This is a genomic window from Mycobacterium sp. NGS15, from assembly GCF_059813245.1.
Window position 1 is genome coordinate 146,189 of sequence record NZ_JCALEF010000006.1, and the last position, 15,697, is coordinate 161,885.

A 15,697-nucleotide genomic window follows, 5' to 3' on the forward strand; every position below is an offset into this window, starting at 1 on the left:
ATAACCCCCTGGTGAGCATCAAGCAACCAGCACCCCCCGGCGAGTCCCCCGCTCACCAGCCATAACGCCAGCTATCGAGCCGACACACCCGCCGATACGGATAACGCCACGAGTGAGAAACCTTGATCTTCAGCGTATTTCACCGCGGAATCGGGGAGATCGCCCGTGGTCAGCGCCAACACCGCAGGTCCCGCACCCGAAAGTACCGCCGCGACCCCCTGGCTGCGCAGGTATCCCAGAACCTCCGCCGATGCCGGCATCGCGACGGCGCGCTGCGGCTGATGCAAGCGATCCTCGGTGGCTGTCATGAGCAGATCCGGCCGCGTAGTCAACGCGACGGCAAGCAACGCCGCACGGCTAATGTTGAATCTTGCATCTACATGGGTAACAAATTCGGGCAGCAATACACGAGTGTGCGCCGTGGAGGACTGTTCCTCGGGGATGGCGGCGACAACCCTGATATCGGGGTGCACATCGAGACGAGCGGCCGCATAGACAGGAGCCGCGCCCGAGGTCTCCGACCAGGAAACCACGGCTCCCCCGAGAACACTGGCCGCCGCATTGTCCGGATGCCCCTCGAATTCCGAGGCCAGCTGCACCAGCACTTCATCGGAAAGCACCGGGCGCCCGGCCTTGGCGAGCAGTCCGTTCGCGACCGCCAGACCGGCCACTGCTGCCGCGGCCGACGAACCCAACCCACGCGAGTGCGGAATTTTGTTGTGGCACTGGACGATCAGGCCTGGCGTGGCGGCTCCTCCGGCGGCGAGTCCGCGCTCGATCGCGCGCACGACAAGGTGGCTGCCATCAAGCGGAACCTCACCGGCGCCCTGACCTTCGACGGCCACCTTGAGACCGGATTCGGTTGTGTTGACTTCGATCTCGTCATATAACGACAGTGCGATACCAAGACTGTCGAAGCCCGGGCCCAGGTTCGCGCTCGACGCCGGCACCACCACGGTGGTGGACAGCCCCGCGGGCAGGAGTTCGTTCACGCGAGTTCCAGCGCCTCGGCGACCGCGCTCGCCTGCACCGGAATGGGAGTCACCTCGGGCATTCCGCTCAGGGCATTATCGGGATCTTTCAGGCCGTTACCCGTCACGGTGCAAACCACGGTGGAGCCCTTCGGAACCCAACCGTCGGCAACCGATTTCAGCAGGCCTGCAATGCTGGCCGCCGACGCGGGCTCCACGAACACGCCCTCACTGGAGGCGACCAACCGGTAAGCGTTGAGAATCTCCTCGTCGGTGACGGCCAGGAACTTGCCACCCGACTCCTGTTGTGCGGCAACAGCACCCGACCACGACGCCGGCGATCCGATTCGAATCGCGGTGGCAATGGTCTCCGGATTCGCAACGGGGGCCCCGTTGACCAGAGGCGCCGCACCCGCAGCCTGCGCACCGAGCATCTTGGGCAGCCGATCCGAGAGACCATCGCGGTAATACTCGTTGTACCCGCGCCAATATGCGGTGATGTTCCCTGCGTTGCCGACCGGCAGTGCATGAATATCCGGGGCGGTGCCGAGGGCATCCATGATCTCGAAGGCGGCGGTCTTCTGCCCCTCGATGCGCACCGGGTTCACGGAGTTCACCAGCGCGATGGTCGGATAGTCGGCAGTAGTCTTGCGCGCCAGCTCCAGACAGTCGTCAAAGTTGCCATCCACCTGGATGATCCGCGCACCGTGGATGACGGCCTGAGCCAGCTTGCCCATCGCGATCTTGCCCTGCGGGATCAACACCGCACAGGTTATGCCCGCCTTGGCGGCGTAGGCGGCGGCAGAGGCCGAGGTGTTCCCGGTCGAGGCGCACAGCACCGCACGCTGGCCGCGGGCCAGCGCGTCGGTCACCGCCATCGTCATGCCGCGGTCCTTGAACGAACCCGTGGGGTTGAGGCCTTCGACCTTCAAATGCACCGTGCAACCGGTGAGCTCGGACAGGCGCGCCGCAGGTAGCAGCGGAGTACCGCCCTCACGCAGGGTCACGGGCTGCCAGTTTTCTCCGATCGGGAGACGATCCCGGTACGCCGCGATGAGGCCGGGCCAAGGGGTGTGAACAGTCACTCTTGTGTTCCTTCCAGCCGGATGACACTCGCGACACCCAGCACCACGTCGAGATCGGCAAGTGCGGCAACGGTTTCCGAGAGCGCAGCATCTGTCGCCTTGTGGGTGAGCACAACCAACCGGGCGCCCGTCTCGTCGACCTCGCCCTCCTGCCGAACGGTGGCGATGCTGACCTCACGCTTGGAGAATTCGGCGGCCACGGTGGCCAGCACGCCGGGCTTGTCGGCAACCCGCATCCGCACGTAGTACCGGGTCGGGATAAGACCGATCGGGGCGATGGGCAGCTGCGCATATCGGGACGCCCGCGGACCACGCCCCCCTTGTACCCGGTTGCGCGCTGCCATGACCAAATCGCCGAGCACGGCGGACGCAGTCGGCGCACCGCCGGCACCCTGGCCGTAGAACATCAGTTCCCCGGCGGCCTCTGCCTCCACGAAGACTGCATTGAACGCGCCGTTGACGCTTGCCAGCGGATGGGTCAGCGGCACCAGCGCCGGATAGACACGGGCCGAAACCCATTGGCGGCCCTCGGCATCAGCGAGTCGCTCACAGATGGACAGCAGCTTGATGGTGCACTGCAAAGCCCGCGCTGACTCGAAGTCTTCAGCGCCGATATTCGTGATGCCCTCGCGATACACATCTTCTGCGCTGACCCTGGTGTGAAAGGCGATGGACGCGAGGATGGCCGCCTTGGCCGCAGCGTCATAACCCTCGACATCAGCGGTCGGGTCGGCCTCGGCATACCCGAGCTCGCCCGCCTCGGCGAGTGCCGTGGCATAACCGGCCCCGGTGTTGTCCATCGCGGACAGGATGTAGTTGGTGGTGCCATTGACGATTCCGGACACCCGGATCACCGAGTCTCCGGCCAGGGACTGCGTCAGCGGGCGGATGACCGGAATGGCACCGGCCACGGCGGCCTCGAAATAGAGATCAACCCTTGCCCTTTCGGCGGCCTCGGCGAGCTCTCCGGCCGATTGGGCCAGCAAGGCCTTGTTGGCGGTGACTACCGACTTGCCCGCATTGAGTGCGGCCAGAATGCCGCGACGGGCGGGTTCGATCGGGCCCATGAGCTCGACGACGATGTCGACATCGTCGCGTGCTACCAGGGCGTCGATATCGTCGGTGAGCAGATCCACCGGAACTCCGCGGTCGTCGGCGACACGGCGCACGCCGATGCCGCGGATCTCCAGCGGAGCACCGATGCGGGCAGCGAGATCGCTCGCGCTGCTTTCGATGATGCGCGCCACCTCGCTGCCGACATTGCCCAGGCCCAGGATCGCTACGCCTATCGCGTCACTCATTCACTTACCTCCAAACTCACCAAATCCTCGACGGTCTCGCGCCGCAGGATCAGTCGCGCCTCGCCATCCTTGACGGCGATGACCGCCGGACGGGTCAGCAGGTTGTATCGGCTGGACATCGAGTAGCAGTATGCGCCGGTCGCGGCGACCGCCAGCAGATCGCCGGGGGCCACATCCTCCGGCAGCCACGCGTCCCTGACCACGATATCGCCGCTTTCACAGTGCTTTCCGACCACCCGGGACAGCACCGGCGCGACATCGCTATCACGGGAAACCAGCTGTGGGTGGTACTCGGCCTGATAGAGCGAGGTGCGGATGTTGTCGCTCATCCCGCCGTCGACGCTCACGTAGCGGCGCTGACCATTCGAGAGAATCACGTCCTTGGTGGTGCCCACCCGGTACAACGTGACGGTGCCCGGACCGGCGATGGCCCGGCCCGGCTCGATCACCAAACGCGGCTCGGGCAGACCGGCCAGCGCCGATTCGGTGCGCACGATCACGCCAAGCTTGGCCGCCAGGTCCCCGATGGGGGGCGGATCGTCGGAGGGCACGTAACTGATGCCGAGGCCGCCACCGAGGTCGATGATGTTGAGCTGCGCGGTCTTCTCGGTACCGAACTCGGCGACCACATCACGCAGCAGGCCGATCACCCGGTGCGCGGCGACCTCGAACCCGTCGACATCGAAGATCTGCGAGCCGATATGGCTATGCAATCCGACCAGTCGGAGGTTGTCGGTGGCGAAGACACGCCGCACGGCCTCCAGCGCCTGACCACCCGCGAGAGACAACCCGAACTTCTGATCCTCGTGCGCGGTGGAGATGAACTCATGGGTATGCGCCTCGACACCGACGGTGACGCGCACCAAAACGTCCTGCACCACACCGGCACTGCCCGCGATCGCATCCAAACGTTCGATCTCGATCATCGAATCAACGACGATGTGCCCAACGCCGGCCTGCACCGCCTGCGCGAGCTCCGCCTCAGATTTGTTATTGCCGTGCAGCGCGACTCGCTCCGGCGGGAACTCGGCGCGCAACGCGATGGCAAGCTCACCCGCCGAGCAGACATCGAGGCCCAATCCCTCATCTTTGATCCAGCGTGCGATCTCGGTGCACAGGAACGCCTTCGAGGCATAATGCACACGCGCTGCGCCGCCGAACGCTGCCGCCATATCCCGGCAGCGTGAACGGAAATCGTCTTCGTCGATGACGAACAGTGGCGTGCCGTACTTTTCGGCGAGCCCGGAGACGGTCAGGCCCGCGAGGGTAACCTCACCGTCGGTACCGCGAGAAGCATTGCGGGGCCATACGTTCGGCGCCAACTCAGTCGGGTTGGCCGGTGGTGCACTGGTCATGGCGGTGTGCTGTTCCCCTTCTGCGTGGCGGGGGCCTGCCGGGTGTGCGCTCACATCCGCTCCGGTGCGCTCACGCCGAGAATGTCCAGGCCGTTGGCGATGACCTGCCGGGTGGCAAGGCATAGCGCCAGGCGCGCCGCGTGCAGATCTCCAGGTGTTTCGTCACCCTGAGGGAGCACCCGACATGAGTCGTAGAACCGGTGGTAATCGCCGGCGATGTTTTCCAAATAGCGTGCGACACGGTGTGGTTCACGCAACACTGCGGCATTCTGCAGGATGCGGCCGAACTCGCCGAGCCCCCGGATGAGCGCACCCTCCTTCTCGTGGGTGAGCAGTTCGAGATGGTCGGTCGAGTGCTGCAGGCCCAGATCGGCGGCATTGCGCGCCAGCGCGCAGAGCCGTGCGTGCGCGTATTGGACGTAGTAGACCGGGTTCTCGCTCGATGCTGAGGCCCACAGCTGTAGGTCGATGTCGATAGAGGTATCCACCGAAGACCGGATCAACGCGTAGCGGGCGGCATCGACGCCGATGGCGTCAACCAGGTCATCGAGGGTGATGACGGTGCCGGCGCGCTTGGACATCCGGACCGGCTGGCCGTCGCGTACCAGGTTGACCATCTGGCCGATGAGCACCTCGACGCTATCGGCGTCGTAACCCAGCGCTGCGGCAACGGCTTTCAGGCGCGCGATGTACCCGTGGTGATCCGCACCGAGCATGTAGATGCACAGGTCGAAGCCCCGCTCACGCTTATCGAGGTAGTAGGCGATGTCGCCGGCGATGTAGGCGGGGTTGCCGTCACTCTTGATGACAACCCGGTCCTTGTCGTCGCCGAAGTTGCTCGAACGCAGCCAGGACGCGCCATCTTTCTCATAGATGTTGCCAGTCTTACGCAGCTGCGCGATGGCCTCCTGCACCCTGCCGGAGGTGTGCATCGAGTCCTCGTGGGTGAAAACGTCGAAGTCCGTGCCGAACTCGTGCAATGACTCCTTGATGTGGGTGAACATCAAGTCCACACCTACCGCACGGAACGCCTCGGCCTTCTCGTCGTCGGGCAGCGAGAGCGCATCGGGGCGCTGGGTGAGCACTTGCTTGGCAATATCGGCGATGTAATCGCCGGCGTACCCGTCCTCCGGGGCTTCCTTGCCCTCGGCCGCGGCGATGAGCGAGCGGACAAACCGGTCGATCTGCGCCCCATGGTCGTTGAAGTAGTACTCGCGGGTGACCTTGGCGCCCTGGCGGGTCAGCAGCCGGCCCAGTGCATCGCCGACCGCGGCCCAACGGGTACCGCCGATGTGGATCGGGCCCGTCGGGTTCGCCGATACGAATTCCAGGTTGACCGTGTGCGTGCCCTGCGCATCGGAATTGCCGTAGTTCTGACCCGCGCGGAGGATGTTCGTGACGATGGTGCCCTGCGCATCGGCGGCGATCCTCAGGTTCACGAACCCGGGCCCGGCGATTTCGGCAGCGGCAATCGCCTCGTTGGCGACGAGCGCATCGACGAGCCAGGTGGCCAGGTCGCGCGGGGCGACACCGACCTTCTTGGCAACCTGCAGGGCTACGTTGGTGGCATAGTCGCCGTGCTCCGGATTACGGGGGCGTTCGACGGTCACCGTGGCCGGTAGCGCCGACGTGTCCAGGCCTCGCTCGTCCAGCACCGTGGTAGCGGTGGAACGTAGCAGGTCGGCGAGGTCCGCGGGAGTCACGGCGATCATCCTATGGGCTGGGGTATCCAGGCCCCGAATCCTTTACACGCGACCGAAACAGTGTTCGGGGTGCTGATTGGGATGCGCTAGGCTGTCACAGCTAGTCTTACGAAGCCCTGATGCCCTCGTAGCTCAGGGGATAGAGCGTCTGCCTCCGGAGCAGAAGGCCGCAGGTTCGATTCCTGCCGAGGGCACACACGATTTATTCGGTCCACACGATCTATTCGGCCGTAGGACCTTCCGCCACGGCGGCAGCGTCACGGACCTGCTGCTTCTCAAGCTTCACGCGCCGTCGCCAGTTGCGCACGACGAAGTACGCGGCAACCAGCACGACCAACAACGCGACGATCGCCCCAATGGCCGTCGCTCCGCGGAATCCTGGAGCTTCGACATCGAGCACTCGCTCACCGGCATGCGCGGAATTGCTGGTGCCGAACACAATCGTCAGCGTCATCAGATTGGGCACCGCGACAATGACGGCGAGTAGCGTCAACACCCCGGCGAAGAACTTCCCGCCGCGGCGACCCCGCAGCAGAAACGCCCACAGCGCGAGCAGCAGCGGTATTCCGGTGCACAGCAGCCCGAGCGTGAGCCCGCTACCGATTCCCTTGGTGAAACTGCCGTGGCCGGACATATCGGCGATGCGTTGCGCCCACCAGCGCGGGATGAACGCCGACAGCGCGAAATACACGGCAACCAGCGCCAGCAGCAAGGCGATGAGCCCTATCACGCGCCCGCGCCACCTCGCCCAGAATGACTCCTTGCCCGCAGGCCCTACCTCGCCGCTCCCAGCCATACCGAAAGGCTAGGCCAAGAGAATTGACTTCGTGCGCCAGAAGGCACCGATCGCGTACGCCGATCCGATTTACGGCGTCTGATCGACTCAGCCCGCGGGCAAGGCGACTGGCCGGCGCCGCGCGTACACAAGCGACAACGCGAGCACGACGAGCCCCGCGACCGCCAACATCGCACCGACGAGAGACGGCGCGCGGTAGCCATACCCGGCGGCGATGACCAGGCCACCGAGCCACGCCCCGCCGGCGTTGGCCATGTTGAGTGCCGAGTGATTCAGCGCGGCGGCCAGCGTCTGTGCGTCATCGGCCACATCCATCAGCCGGGTCTGCAGCGCGGGCACCAGTGACGTTCCCGAAACTCCTACCGCGAACACCAGCACCAGTGCGGCCCAAATGTTTCCGGATACCACCACGAAAACCACCAGCATCGCCGCGACCAGCACCAGGCTGATGGCGATGGCCCGCACCACACTGCGGTCCGCCATCCACCCGCCCAGCACGTTTCCCGTGACCATGCCAATTCCGTAGAGCGCCAAAGCCAGCGGGACGGCGGCCTTGGGCAGTGCGGAGACGCTGGTGAGCGTGGTGCTGATGTAGGTGTAGAAGGCGAACATCCCGCCGAAGCCCACGATGCCGATGAGCAGGGTGAACCACACCTGCGCGCGGCGCAAGGCGCCGAGCTCGGTCAGTGGATTCGTGATTTTCATATCCGTGAGCCCCGGCAGGAACTTGAGCAATGCCCCGATCGTGACCAGTCCGATGACCGCGACGACGGCGAAGGCCCAACGCCAGCCCACGGTGTTACCCAGCCAGGTGGCCACGGGAACCCCCACGACATTGGCCACCGACAGACCCAGCATCGTCTGCCCCACGGCCTTGGCCCGTTCCCCGGGGCCGGCCAAGTGGGCGGCCACCAGCGCAGCCACGCCGAAATATGCACCGTGCGGCAGCCCGGCGACGAACCTGGACGCGATCAGCGCCGCATAGCCCGGCGCGAAGACGGTGGCCGCATTGCCGATCGTGAACGCGATCATGAGCGCGATGAGCAGGGTCCGACGCGAGGCCCGGGCCGTGAGCGCTGCGATGACCGGTGCACCGACGACAACGCCCAGCGCATAGGCGCTGATGACGTACCCGGCCTCAGGCTCGGTGACGTGGAAGCCGTGCGCGATATTGGGCAGCAGCCCCATCGCCACGAATTCGGTTGTCCCGATCCCGAATCCCCCTATGGCCAGTGCGAGAATCGCGCCTCGGCGAGCGCGTGGAGATACGGGCGCCCCGGGCTGCACGCGTGAATCGACAACGGCAGTCATGAATAGGGCTCCTGTGCGGTATGCGGCTAGATGCGCACATCGATGAGCGCCCTGATCGGTCAACTACCGATTCTGCCGGGTTCATTCCCTTCAGGCGAACTGTGGTCGTCCCACAGTTGTCGGCGGTCGTCAGCGGAACGGGCTGATGATGTCGCGCATCAGCTGACCGATGTTGGTGGGCGCGTCCCCATCGGGGAAGCTCGCGGTGGCCAGCACATTGCCGCCCGCATCGGCGAAGTTCCGATCTGCGCGCTGCTGGTGGGTCGAGTTGGTCACCAGGATGATTCCGGAAGCGCCGGCCTGCTTGGCCAGCGGAACCGAGAACTGCGCATTCTGCACCGTGCTGTTGGCCCGGGGCTCCACGATGATCCGGTCGGACGGATATCCCAGGCCGACAAGCATATTGCGCATCTGCTCGGCCTCGGAGACACCGTTCTGCGGATTACCGCCCGTGACGATGACGAATGAATTCGGGAACATGTTGGCGATCGCCCTGCCCGTCACGACTCGCTGATAGAGCTTGTCCCGCATGGAGCCGTCGGGCTTGAGCCCATATCCGAGGATGACGACCGCCGGCTTCGAGAAGTCCTTGCCTGTCGCCATGGGCTCGGCGCTCGTGGTCCCCGGGGTGCTCAGCGTGAGGACAGCGCTGACGACCATCGCGGTCGTCCATCGAGTGATCAATGTGCCCTCCACGACCCAAGTGACTTCTGAGACGGACGAGGTACATGGTGCCAGAGTTACCCCTGTCAAGTCGACCCGCCGGTCAAATCTCTCGCGATTTCCCCTGGTGTGACCGACATAACAGATGTACGCTGTGTTATCAGACACATGTCTACTAACACCACAACGCCGTGGAGGGTGACGTGACCGAGGCCTCAACCATCGACCGAGAAGCCGATATACCCGAGCCCATCGCTCCCCCGCTCGTGACACTGCCCAAGCTGGCGCAGGGCATCGCCTTCGTGGCCTCACGGCGCTGGACCACGACCCGGTTGGCCAAGAAGTACGGCAAGGTCTACACGATCAACATCCCCAAGTTCGGATACACGGTGGTGGTGGCCGACCCCGATCTCACCCGGCAGGTGTTCACCACCAGTACCGAGATTCTGGGCAATATCCAGCCCAACCTGAGCCAGCAGCTCGGGCCCGGATCGGTCTTCGCGTTGGAGCGCAACGAACACCGGCACCGCCGCAAGCTGCTCGCACCGAAGTTCCACGGCAAGGCCATGGTTCAGTACGAGCAGATCATCGAGGAAGAGACGTTGCGCGAGTGCGCGTCATGGCCCGAGGGCCGGCAGTTCGAAACCATGGAACCGATGATGCGGATCACGCTCAACGCGATCCTGCGTGCGGTCTTCGGTGCCGACGGAGCCGAGCTGGACGAGCTGCGCGAACTGATCCCGCCGTGGGTGGTACTGGCCTCTCTGACGACTCGCGTGCCGCAGCCGCGACGTGACTATGGACGTTTCAGTCCGTGGGGCAGGTTGAAGGCCTACCGTGCGCGCTACGACCAAGTGATCGCGCTACTCATCGACAAAGCCCTCGCCGCAAAGGATTTTGAGGATCGCACCGATATCCTGGCCCTGCTGTTGCGCTCCACCTACGACGACGGCACCACGATGTCGCACAGCGACGTCTGCGACGAGCTACTGACCCTGCTGGCAGCCGGCCACGAGACCACCGCCACCACCTTGGCGTGGGCCTTCGAACGGATCACCCGGCACCCACAGGTGCTGTCCCGCCTTGCCGAAGAGGCGCAGACCAAGAGCGGCGAATACCGCCAGGCGACAATCCTTGAGGTACAACGCAGTCGTCCGGTCATCGACTTCGCGGGCCGCCACGTGCTGGCGCCATACGTCGATATCGGGCCGTACCGCATCCCACAGGGCCACTCCCTCGTGGTGAGCATCAACCTCATGCACGACGACCCGGCCGCCTTCCCTCATCCGGAGCGCTTCGACCCCGAACGCTTCACCAGTGCCAAGCCCGGCAATTCGTGGGTTCCCTACGGCGGCGGTACCCGGCGCTGCGTCGGGGCGGCCTTCGCTAATATGGAAATGGACATCGTGCTGCGGACAGTGTTGCGGCACTTCATCATTGAAACCACGACGGCGCCCAACGAAAAGTGGCACTCGCGCGGGGTGGCCTCATGCCCGAAAAACAACGGGATCGTCACGGTGCGGCGGCGCTGACACCGTCAGACAAGCTTGCGCAGCTCCGCCTCGACATTGCGTCGCGCGGCCGCTTCCCAACGCGCCTTTCCCGCCGCGGTATGAAAGAGCTCGGCCTTGTCCAACAGTGCTCGTAGCACCCGCGCACGCTCGAGCCGGAATACCTCGTCGGGAATCGACGCGTACTCCTCGCGCACCGCATCGACGTACCGCGAGTAGCGATCCGCGGACGCGCCGAGCACCGAGAGATCGGCATCGCTGAGCACGGCACCGTTCGCATCATCTGGCTCGGCGCGATGCGTCTCGGTGAGTACTACCAAGCGCGCCACTTCGTCACCGATGCTGGGAGGCAACAGCCGACGGGCCAGTTCCGCCGATTGGCGCTCGTTGTCTGCCCGGCCTATTTCATACACCGCGTCGTGGAACCACGCTGCCAGCTCAACGGTTTCGCGATCGAAGAGCGCACCGTCCCGCGCGAGCATATCCACCGCATCGAGCACCTCACGCAGGTGCACGACATCGTGGTGACGGCGGTGCGGCTCAGACCATCGACGCAACAGATCCGAACGCAGTTCATCGGTGAGTACCGTCATCACGCGTCAGGTATGCCGTTTGCGCAGCCGCATGAGAATCTCGCCTTCAGGACCGCCGGTGAAGGTCACCTCGCGGCGTGGGTTCTGCCCCGGCACCAGCTCCAGTTCGTACTGCTGCGCCAGCGAGGCCACCCCGATGACGGCCTCCAGGTTCGCGAATCCCGACGCGATGCACATCCGCTTGCCCGCACCAAAGGGCATGTGTGCCTTGCGCTGTTCGGGTTGTAGGTTCTCCTTGAGGAAACGTGAAGGATCGAATTTCTCCACGTTCTCCCACACGCGCTCGTTGCGGTGGATGCCCTCGATGAGAACCGCGACAGTCGTCCCAGCGGGTATCGGGTATGTACCCAACACATCGTCCTCCTTCGCGGACCGCGCCAGGCCGATGATCGGCGGGTACACCCGCATAGCCTCGTTGATCACGGCCATGGTCCACGGCAAGTTCTCCACGTCAGCGGCCGTCGGCAGCCGGCCCTCGAGCACCCTGTCAACTTCCTCGCCTAGCTTGGCGCGGGCATCAGGGTTGCGGGACAACAGATACCAGGTCCATGCGAGCGCAGCAGCCGTCGTTTCGAACCCTGCGCCCAGGAAGGTCATTAGCTCGTCACGAATCTCCAGGTCCGTGTACTTCGCCCCTGTCTCGGGATCTTCGGCTGCCATCAACAGCGCAAGCAAGTTGTCCTGTCGGGTAGTCCGCCCACTGCGGTGGTCGGCGATCAGCTGGTCGATGGTGTTCTCCACCCAGCGCAGGCCCCGCATCGTCTTTGGCGCGACGACCGATGCCCCGATACGCAATGCCCGGATCGCCAGACGCGGCGTGTGCGCCGATAATTCATCGGGGCCATGAGTGGCCAGTTTGTCCACCAGCCATCGCAGCGGAGGTGAGGCCCCGACGATGAAGCCCACGCCGAAGAGCTTGAGCAGTCGCGCAAAACTAATCCGCATCTTCTCAGCCATATCACCGGCGAGGTCGATGCCGAACATGGTCTGCGCGACGATATCCATGGTGAGGTAGTTCATCTCGGCGGTGACATCAACCGCCTTACCCTGCTCGTATAGCGCGTCCCAACGCGCGAGGGTGCGCGCCGACGCCTCGGCCATCTGGGGGGCGAACAGGTCAACCTGGCGCTTGGCGAAGATCGGCTGTACCAACCGCCGGTTCCGGTTCCACAGCCCTTCATTGAGGTCGGTCACCAGACCGCGGCCGAAACCGACTGCCAGCAGGTCATATTCAGCGCTCTTGATGTAGTTGTCCTGATTCGCCACCAAGACGTGACGCGCCAACTCGGGGTTTCGGACGATGACCATCTTCCGCATCGGCGCGCGGGCGACGATGACATCATCTTGGCCTGGCAGGTCCGCGATGTACTCGGAGATGGTGTGCCGGTACGTGGACCAGACCGCACCCAGGGCCATACGCCACGACTTCAGATAGCCGACCTTGGTGTCATGCCACCGCAGGAACGTCGGGCCGCCCGGGTACAGGTCGTGGTTGAGCGGACATTCACCGGCCGCCGCCGATGGCAGCGTGGAAAGGGGGTCTGGCTGCAACGCTGGAGCCGACACGATTAGACCCGTTCCTGCTCAGAGGCGCCGTCGCGCGTCGCGTCAACCTCTGGCCCGGAAGTCACCTCTTCCACCACGGCGTCGATCTCGTCGTCGGCGGTTCCATCGTCATCGGCGTCGTCGGCAACCGCCAGATCCTCGTCGTCCTCGGTCAGGTCTTTGGCGTCCCACCGCTCTTGATCGGCACGCGCTCGCTTACTGGCCTCCGCGATCTCGAACCCGTCAGCCACCACACCACTCACCTCGCGACCGACTTCCCCCACCGTCCGCGTGATGATGCGGATGATCCGGCCGACACGCGACCCGACCGAATCCACGACTTCCTGGACGACGTTGACGTTGCGCTCAACAGGTCCCACCATGCTGCACTGCCCCTTCGAATTCGGTGGCCAAATAGTGAACAATCGTGCACTGAGCTCAGTGTGCGTAACGTAGATGAACCTGTCAATACCAGACATCAACGCGGTTTCGAACGAAAAAGGTCAAGCGATAAGAGTACGCCCGTACACTCACAGGTATGCGCCATAGTCGTGCTGAAAAGAAGTTGCACACCCGCCGCGCATTGCTCGACGGGACTTTGGATCTACTCAAGGTGCGTGGCTTCGCGACCGTGAGTCTGCGCGAGGTGGCCAGATCCGCAGGTTTGGTTCCCACCGCGTTCTATCGGCACTTCGAATCGATGGAGGACCTCGGTACCGTCCTGGCCGAGGAGAGCGTTCGCGCGCTTCGTGACACCTTTCGTCAGGCCCGACGCGAGGTGGGCAGTGACAACCCTGCCAAAATTCTCGGCCTCATGGTCGACCGCGTGAGCGAGCACGCGAACAATTTCCGGTTTCTGGTACGTGAACGTCATGGCGGCTCGCCTCTGGTGCGGCGAGCCATCAACAACGAAATGCGCATGCTCACCAACGACGTGGTGGTGGAGCTCGCACGCAATCCGGCGACGAACCATCACACGACCGAGGACCTCGAGATCGCGGCGGACCTCATCGCCGGCTCGATCCTCAGCACGATCGGCATGCTGATTGACACCGATCACCCCACCGCTGCTGACGCGCAGGCCGCCCTGAATCGCGCGCTGCGCCAGTTGGACCTGGTCACCAGCGGGCTAGCGCACACCGGCACTATCACGACCGTCATTCCGAAACCGGCCGCCGAGACTCAAAACGGATCTTCTGCCACAACCACAGGCCCGTGAGCAGTCCGACCGCATCGGCGAGCAGATCCGGCAGGCTCCCGTCACGGTGCGGCACCCACAGGGCCTGAATCACCTCCGAACACGCCGCGAAGGTCAGAACCCAAGCCAGCGTGGTTTTCTCGCCGATCCCCGCAAAACGCGAAGACACGGCCAGCATCGCGAAGATCAGAACGTGCACCACCTTGTCCGCTCGCGGCGGACCCGACGGGACGGTGCCACCGGGTGTGAACAACAGCAGGCACGCGACCGCGACGGCACCCAGCAGCGTAAGCCGGCGCAGGCACCACAACCAGGACTGAACTATGCGAATCATCGTGACCCATATTGCCGCTTCGGTTCTGGCTGATTCAAAGCGATGCCGCCGAGGGGCATGCTGCGTAGAACGAAGACATGACTTCCGCCCCGTCAGTCCTCGACATCCGCGCGCTGCCCGGCACCGAGACCTACCGGAATTTGCTTGCCCAGGTGGCAAGCGGGGCGCGGGATCGTGACCTCGCCGACGAGAATCCCTTCGACCAGGTTCGGTTACTCAAGGAAGCAGGGATCGGACGGCTGCGCATCCCCCTCGAACTCGGCGGCGCGGGACTCTCTGTGCGGCAACTCTTTTCCTCGATCATCGATATCGCACAAGCCGACCCCATCGTCGCGCACATCTTCCGCACCCACTTCTGGTTCGTCGAGGAACGACTGCGCACGCTGTCGGATCCCACGTCGGCTGCCTGGCTGACCAAGGTGAACGAGGGCAACCTTTTCGCCAATGCGTTCAGCGAGAAGGGCGTGTTGTCCGTCGGCAGTCTGGTCTTCAACACCCGGCTGCTGCCGGCCGGTCATGGATATCGGTTGAATGGCGAAAAGTTCTACAGCACGGGGACATTGTTTGCGGACTACCTGACCGTCACCGCGACCACCGACCGCGACTCGGTGGCATCGGTGATTGTCCCCGGCGACCGTGACGGAGTGCGGCTGGTCGATGACTGGGACGGATTCGGCCAGAGACGTACCGGGACGGGTACCACGATCTTCACTCAGGTCGACGTGGCCGAGGATGAAATCCTTTCCGAAACACCGTATGACGCGGCGCCCGTGCCCACTACGCAGTACGCGTCGCTACAGCTGTACATTCTGGCGATAATCGCCGGTGTGCTGCGGTCTGTTGTGGACGATGGCACGGCGCTGCTGCGCTCCCGTCAACGCAACTTCAGCCACGCCCTCACCGAACGTCCGGTCGACGATCCACTGCTGCAGCGCACCCTCGGCGAGCTGAGCGCGACCGCCTACGCCGCAGAGGCCACGGTTCTTGCCGCAGCCGATGCCATTGGTGCCGCCACCGCATCCTTGCGCGACGGCGTCCCCGATGCGCAGCTGGCCGAGGAAGCACAGCTGGCGGTCGCCAAGGCCAAGGTGCACATCGATGCCGTCGCACTCGATGCCGCGACCAAGCTGCTGGACCTGGGTGGCGCCAGCGCCTCCAGCCGCAGCCGCAACCTGGACCGGCATTGGCGCAACGTCCGGACCATCAGCCTGCACAATCCGGTGCACTACAAGGCCCGGGTTATCGGCCAGAACCTGCTGCACGGCACACCGCTTCCCGCGAACGCCTATTTTTGAGGGTTCCCACCGGACTTCTCAGGAACCCAGACGAGT

The 15,697-nt window shown here is 64.4% G+C and carries 15 protein-coding genes and 1 tRNA gene; 4 read left to right on the top strand and 12 right to left on the bottom strand.

Features of this window, described 5'->3' with window-relative positions; translation table 11 throughout:
* Window positions 1-71 precede the first annotated feature (71 nt).
* From thrB to argS, 5 genes are read right to left on the bottom strand one after another with little or no spacing between them, the layout of a single operon-like run.
* The gene (thrB, locus tag AC5Y5C_RS18310; RefSeq protein ID WP_499974985.1) at window positions 72-992 is read right to left on the bottom strand and encodes a homoserine kinase; all 921 of its coding nucleotides are present in this window, start codon (window positions 990-992) and stop codon (window positions 72-74) included.
* Window positions 989-2,056 (bottom strand): threonine synthase, encoded by a 1,068-nt coding sequence (thrC, locus tag AC5Y5C_RS18315; RefSeq protein ID WP_043077152.1) that lies wholly within the window; start codon window positions 2,054-2,056, stop codon window positions 989-991. Before thrC ends, thrB begins: the two co-directional genes overlap by 4 nt.
* Window positions 2,053-3,357: a homoserine dehydrogenase gene (locus AC5Y5C_RS18320; RefSeq protein WP_499974987.1), complete on the bottom strand. Its 1,305-nt coding sequence runs from the start codon at window positions 3,355-3,357 to the stop codon at window positions 2,053-2,055. Before AC5Y5C_RS18320 ends, thrC begins: the two co-directional genes overlap by 4 nt.
* On the bottom strand, window positions 3,354-4,712 hold the full coding sequence (gene lysA, locus AC5Y5C_RS18325; protein WP_499974989.1) for a diaminopimelate decarboxylase: 1,359 nt from the start codon (window positions 4,710-4,712) through the stop codon (window positions 3,354-3,356). The genes AC5Y5C_RS18320 and lysA overlap by 4 nt, the downstream gene beginning before the upstream one ends.
* 50 nt (window positions 4,713-4,762) lie before the next feature.
* On the bottom strand, window positions 4,763-6,415 hold the full coding sequence (gene argS / locus AC5Y5C_RS18330; RefSeq protein ID WP_499974991.1) for an arginine--tRNA ligase: 1,653 nt from the start codon (window positions 6,413-6,415) through the stop codon (window positions 4,763-4,765).
* 121 nt (window positions 6,416-6,536) lie between these two features.
* Between argS and AC5Y5C_RS18335 the strand changes: the two genes are divergently transcribed.
* Window positions 6,537-6,609 (top strand) — tRNA-Arg (locus AC5Y5C_RS18335).
* A 26-nt stretch (window positions 6,610-6,635) separates the two neighbouring features.
* Here AC5Y5C_RS18335 and AC5Y5C_RS18340 read toward each other — a convergent pair.
* The 3 genes from AC5Y5C_RS18340 to AC5Y5C_RS18350 form a co-directional block, all read right to left on the bottom strand.
* On the bottom strand, window positions 6,636-7,211 hold the full coding sequence (locus AC5Y5C_RS18340; RefSeq protein WP_499974992.1) for a permease: 576 nt from the start codon (window positions 7,209-7,211) through the stop codon (window positions 6,636-6,638).
* 87 nt (window positions 7,212-7,298) lie between these two features.
* A complete protein-coding gene (locus AC5Y5C_RS18345) occupies window positions 7,299-8,522 on the bottom strand; it encodes an MFS transporter (protein WP_499974995.1) in 1,224 nt (407 codons plus the stop codon).
* A 129-nt stretch (window positions 8,523-8,651) separates the two neighbouring features.
* Window positions 8,652-9,218, bottom strand: a complete 567-nt coding sequence (locus tag AC5Y5C_RS18350) for a YdcF family protein (protein WP_499974998.1) — start codon at window positions 9,216-9,218, stop codon at window positions 8,652-8,654.
* 158 nt (window positions 9,219-9,376) lie between these two features.
* On the opposite strand from AC5Y5C_RS18350, the gene AC5Y5C_RS18355 reads away from it, so the two are divergent.
* Window positions 9,377-10,717, top strand: a complete 1,341-nt coding sequence (locus AC5Y5C_RS18355) for a cytochrome P450 (RefSeq protein ID WP_499975002.1) — start codon at window positions 9,377-9,379, stop codon at window positions 10,715-10,717.
* A 5-nt stretch (window positions 10,718-10,722) separates the two neighbouring features.
* On the opposite strand, the gene AC5Y5C_RS18360 is transcribed toward AC5Y5C_RS18355, so the two are convergent.
* Genes AC5Y5C_RS18360 through AC5Y5C_RS18370 form a run of 3 tightly spaced genes read right to left on the bottom strand, consistent with a single transcriptional unit; the run spans window position 10,723 to window position 13,217 of the window.
* A complete protein-coding gene (locus AC5Y5C_RS18360; protein WP_499975003.1) occupies window positions 10,723-11,289 on the bottom strand; it encodes an HD domain-containing protein in 567 nt (188 codons plus the stop codon).
* A gap of 6 nt (window positions 11,290-11,295) precedes the next feature.
* The gene (locus AC5Y5C_RS18365) at window positions 11,296-12,855 is read right to left on the bottom strand and encodes a cytochrome P450 (RefSeq protein ID WP_499975004.1); all 1,560 of its coding nucleotides are present in this window, start codon (window positions 12,853-12,855) and stop codon (window positions 11,296-11,298) included.
* A 2-nt stretch (window positions 12,856-12,857) separates the two neighbouring features.
* Complete coding sequence (locus AC5Y5C_RS18370; RefSeq protein WP_499975007.1) at window positions 12,858-13,217, bottom strand: hypothetical protein; 360 nt, start codon at window positions 13,215-13,217, stop codon at window positions 12,858-12,860.
* A gap of 155 nt (window positions 13,218-13,372) precedes the next feature.
* Here AC5Y5C_RS18370 and AC5Y5C_RS18375 point away from each other — a divergent pair, with 155 nt between their 5' ends.
* On the top strand, window positions 13,373-14,053 hold the full coding sequence (locus AC5Y5C_RS18375) for a TetR family transcriptional regulator (RefSeq protein WP_499975011.1): 681 nt from the start codon (window positions 13,373-13,375) through the stop codon (window positions 14,051-14,053).
* Here the strand turns inward: AC5Y5C_RS18375 and AC5Y5C_RS18380 are convergent.
* The gene (locus tag AC5Y5C_RS18380) at window positions 13,992-14,366 is read right to left on the bottom strand and encodes a VanZ family protein (RefSeq protein WP_499975014.1); all 375 of its coding nucleotides are present in this window, start codon (window positions 14,364-14,366) and stop codon (window positions 13,992-13,994) included. The two genes, AC5Y5C_RS18375 and AC5Y5C_RS18380, sit on opposite strands and share 62 nt — an antisense overlap.
* Window positions 14,367-14,443: 77 nt before the next feature.
* Here AC5Y5C_RS18380 and AC5Y5C_RS18385 point away from each other — a divergent pair, with 77 nt between their 5' ends.
* Window positions 14,444-15,661 carry an acyl-CoA dehydrogenase family protein gene (locus AC5Y5C_RS18385; protein ID WP_499975016.1) on the top strand — a complete coding sequence of 406 codons (1,218 nt, stop codon included), beginning with the start codon at window positions 14,444-14,446 and terminating at the stop codon, window positions 15,659-15,661.
* The last annotated feature ends 36 nt before the right edge of the window (window positions 15,662-15,697 follow it).

Bases quoted from the DNA above. Each gene is read 5' to 3' on its own strand.
- AC5Y5C_RS18375 (WP_499975011.1), top strand. From the start codon at position 13,373: ATGCGCCATAGTCGTGCTGAAAAGAAGTTGCACACCCGCCGCGCATTG.
- AC5Y5C_RS18385 (WP_499975016.1), top strand. From the start codon at position 14,444: ATGACTTCCGCCCCGTCAGTCCTCGACATCCGCGCGCTGCCCGGCACC.
- AC5Y5C_RS18320 (WP_499974987.1), bottom strand. From the start codon at position 3,357: ATGAGTGACGCGATAGGCGTAGCGATCCTGGGCCTGGGCAATGTCGGC.
- AC5Y5C_RS18340 (WP_499974992.1), bottom strand. From the start codon at position 7,211: ATGGCTGGGAGCGGCGAGGTAGGGCCTGCGGGCAAGGAGTCATTCTGG.
- AC5Y5C_RS18345 (WP_499974995.1), bottom strand. From the start codon at position 8,522: ATGACTGCCGTTGTCGATTCACGCGTGCAGCCCGGGGCGCCCGTATCT.
- lysA (WP_499974989.1), bottom strand. From the start codon at position 4,712: ATGACCAGTGCACCACCGGCCAACCCGACTGAGTTGGCGCCGAACGTA.
- AC5Y5C_RS18380 (WP_499975014.1), bottom strand. From the start codon at position 14,366: ATGATTCGCATAGTTCAGTCCTGGTTGTGGTGCCTGCGCCGGCTTACG.
- AC5Y5C_RS18360 (WP_499975003.1), bottom strand. From the start codon at position 11,289: ATGACGGTACTCACCGATGAACTGCGTTCGGATCTGTTGCGTCGATGG.
- AC5Y5C_RS18370 (WP_499975007.1), bottom strand. From the start codon at position 13,217: ATGGTGGGACCTGTTGAGCGCAACGTCAACGTCGTCCAGGAAGTCGTG.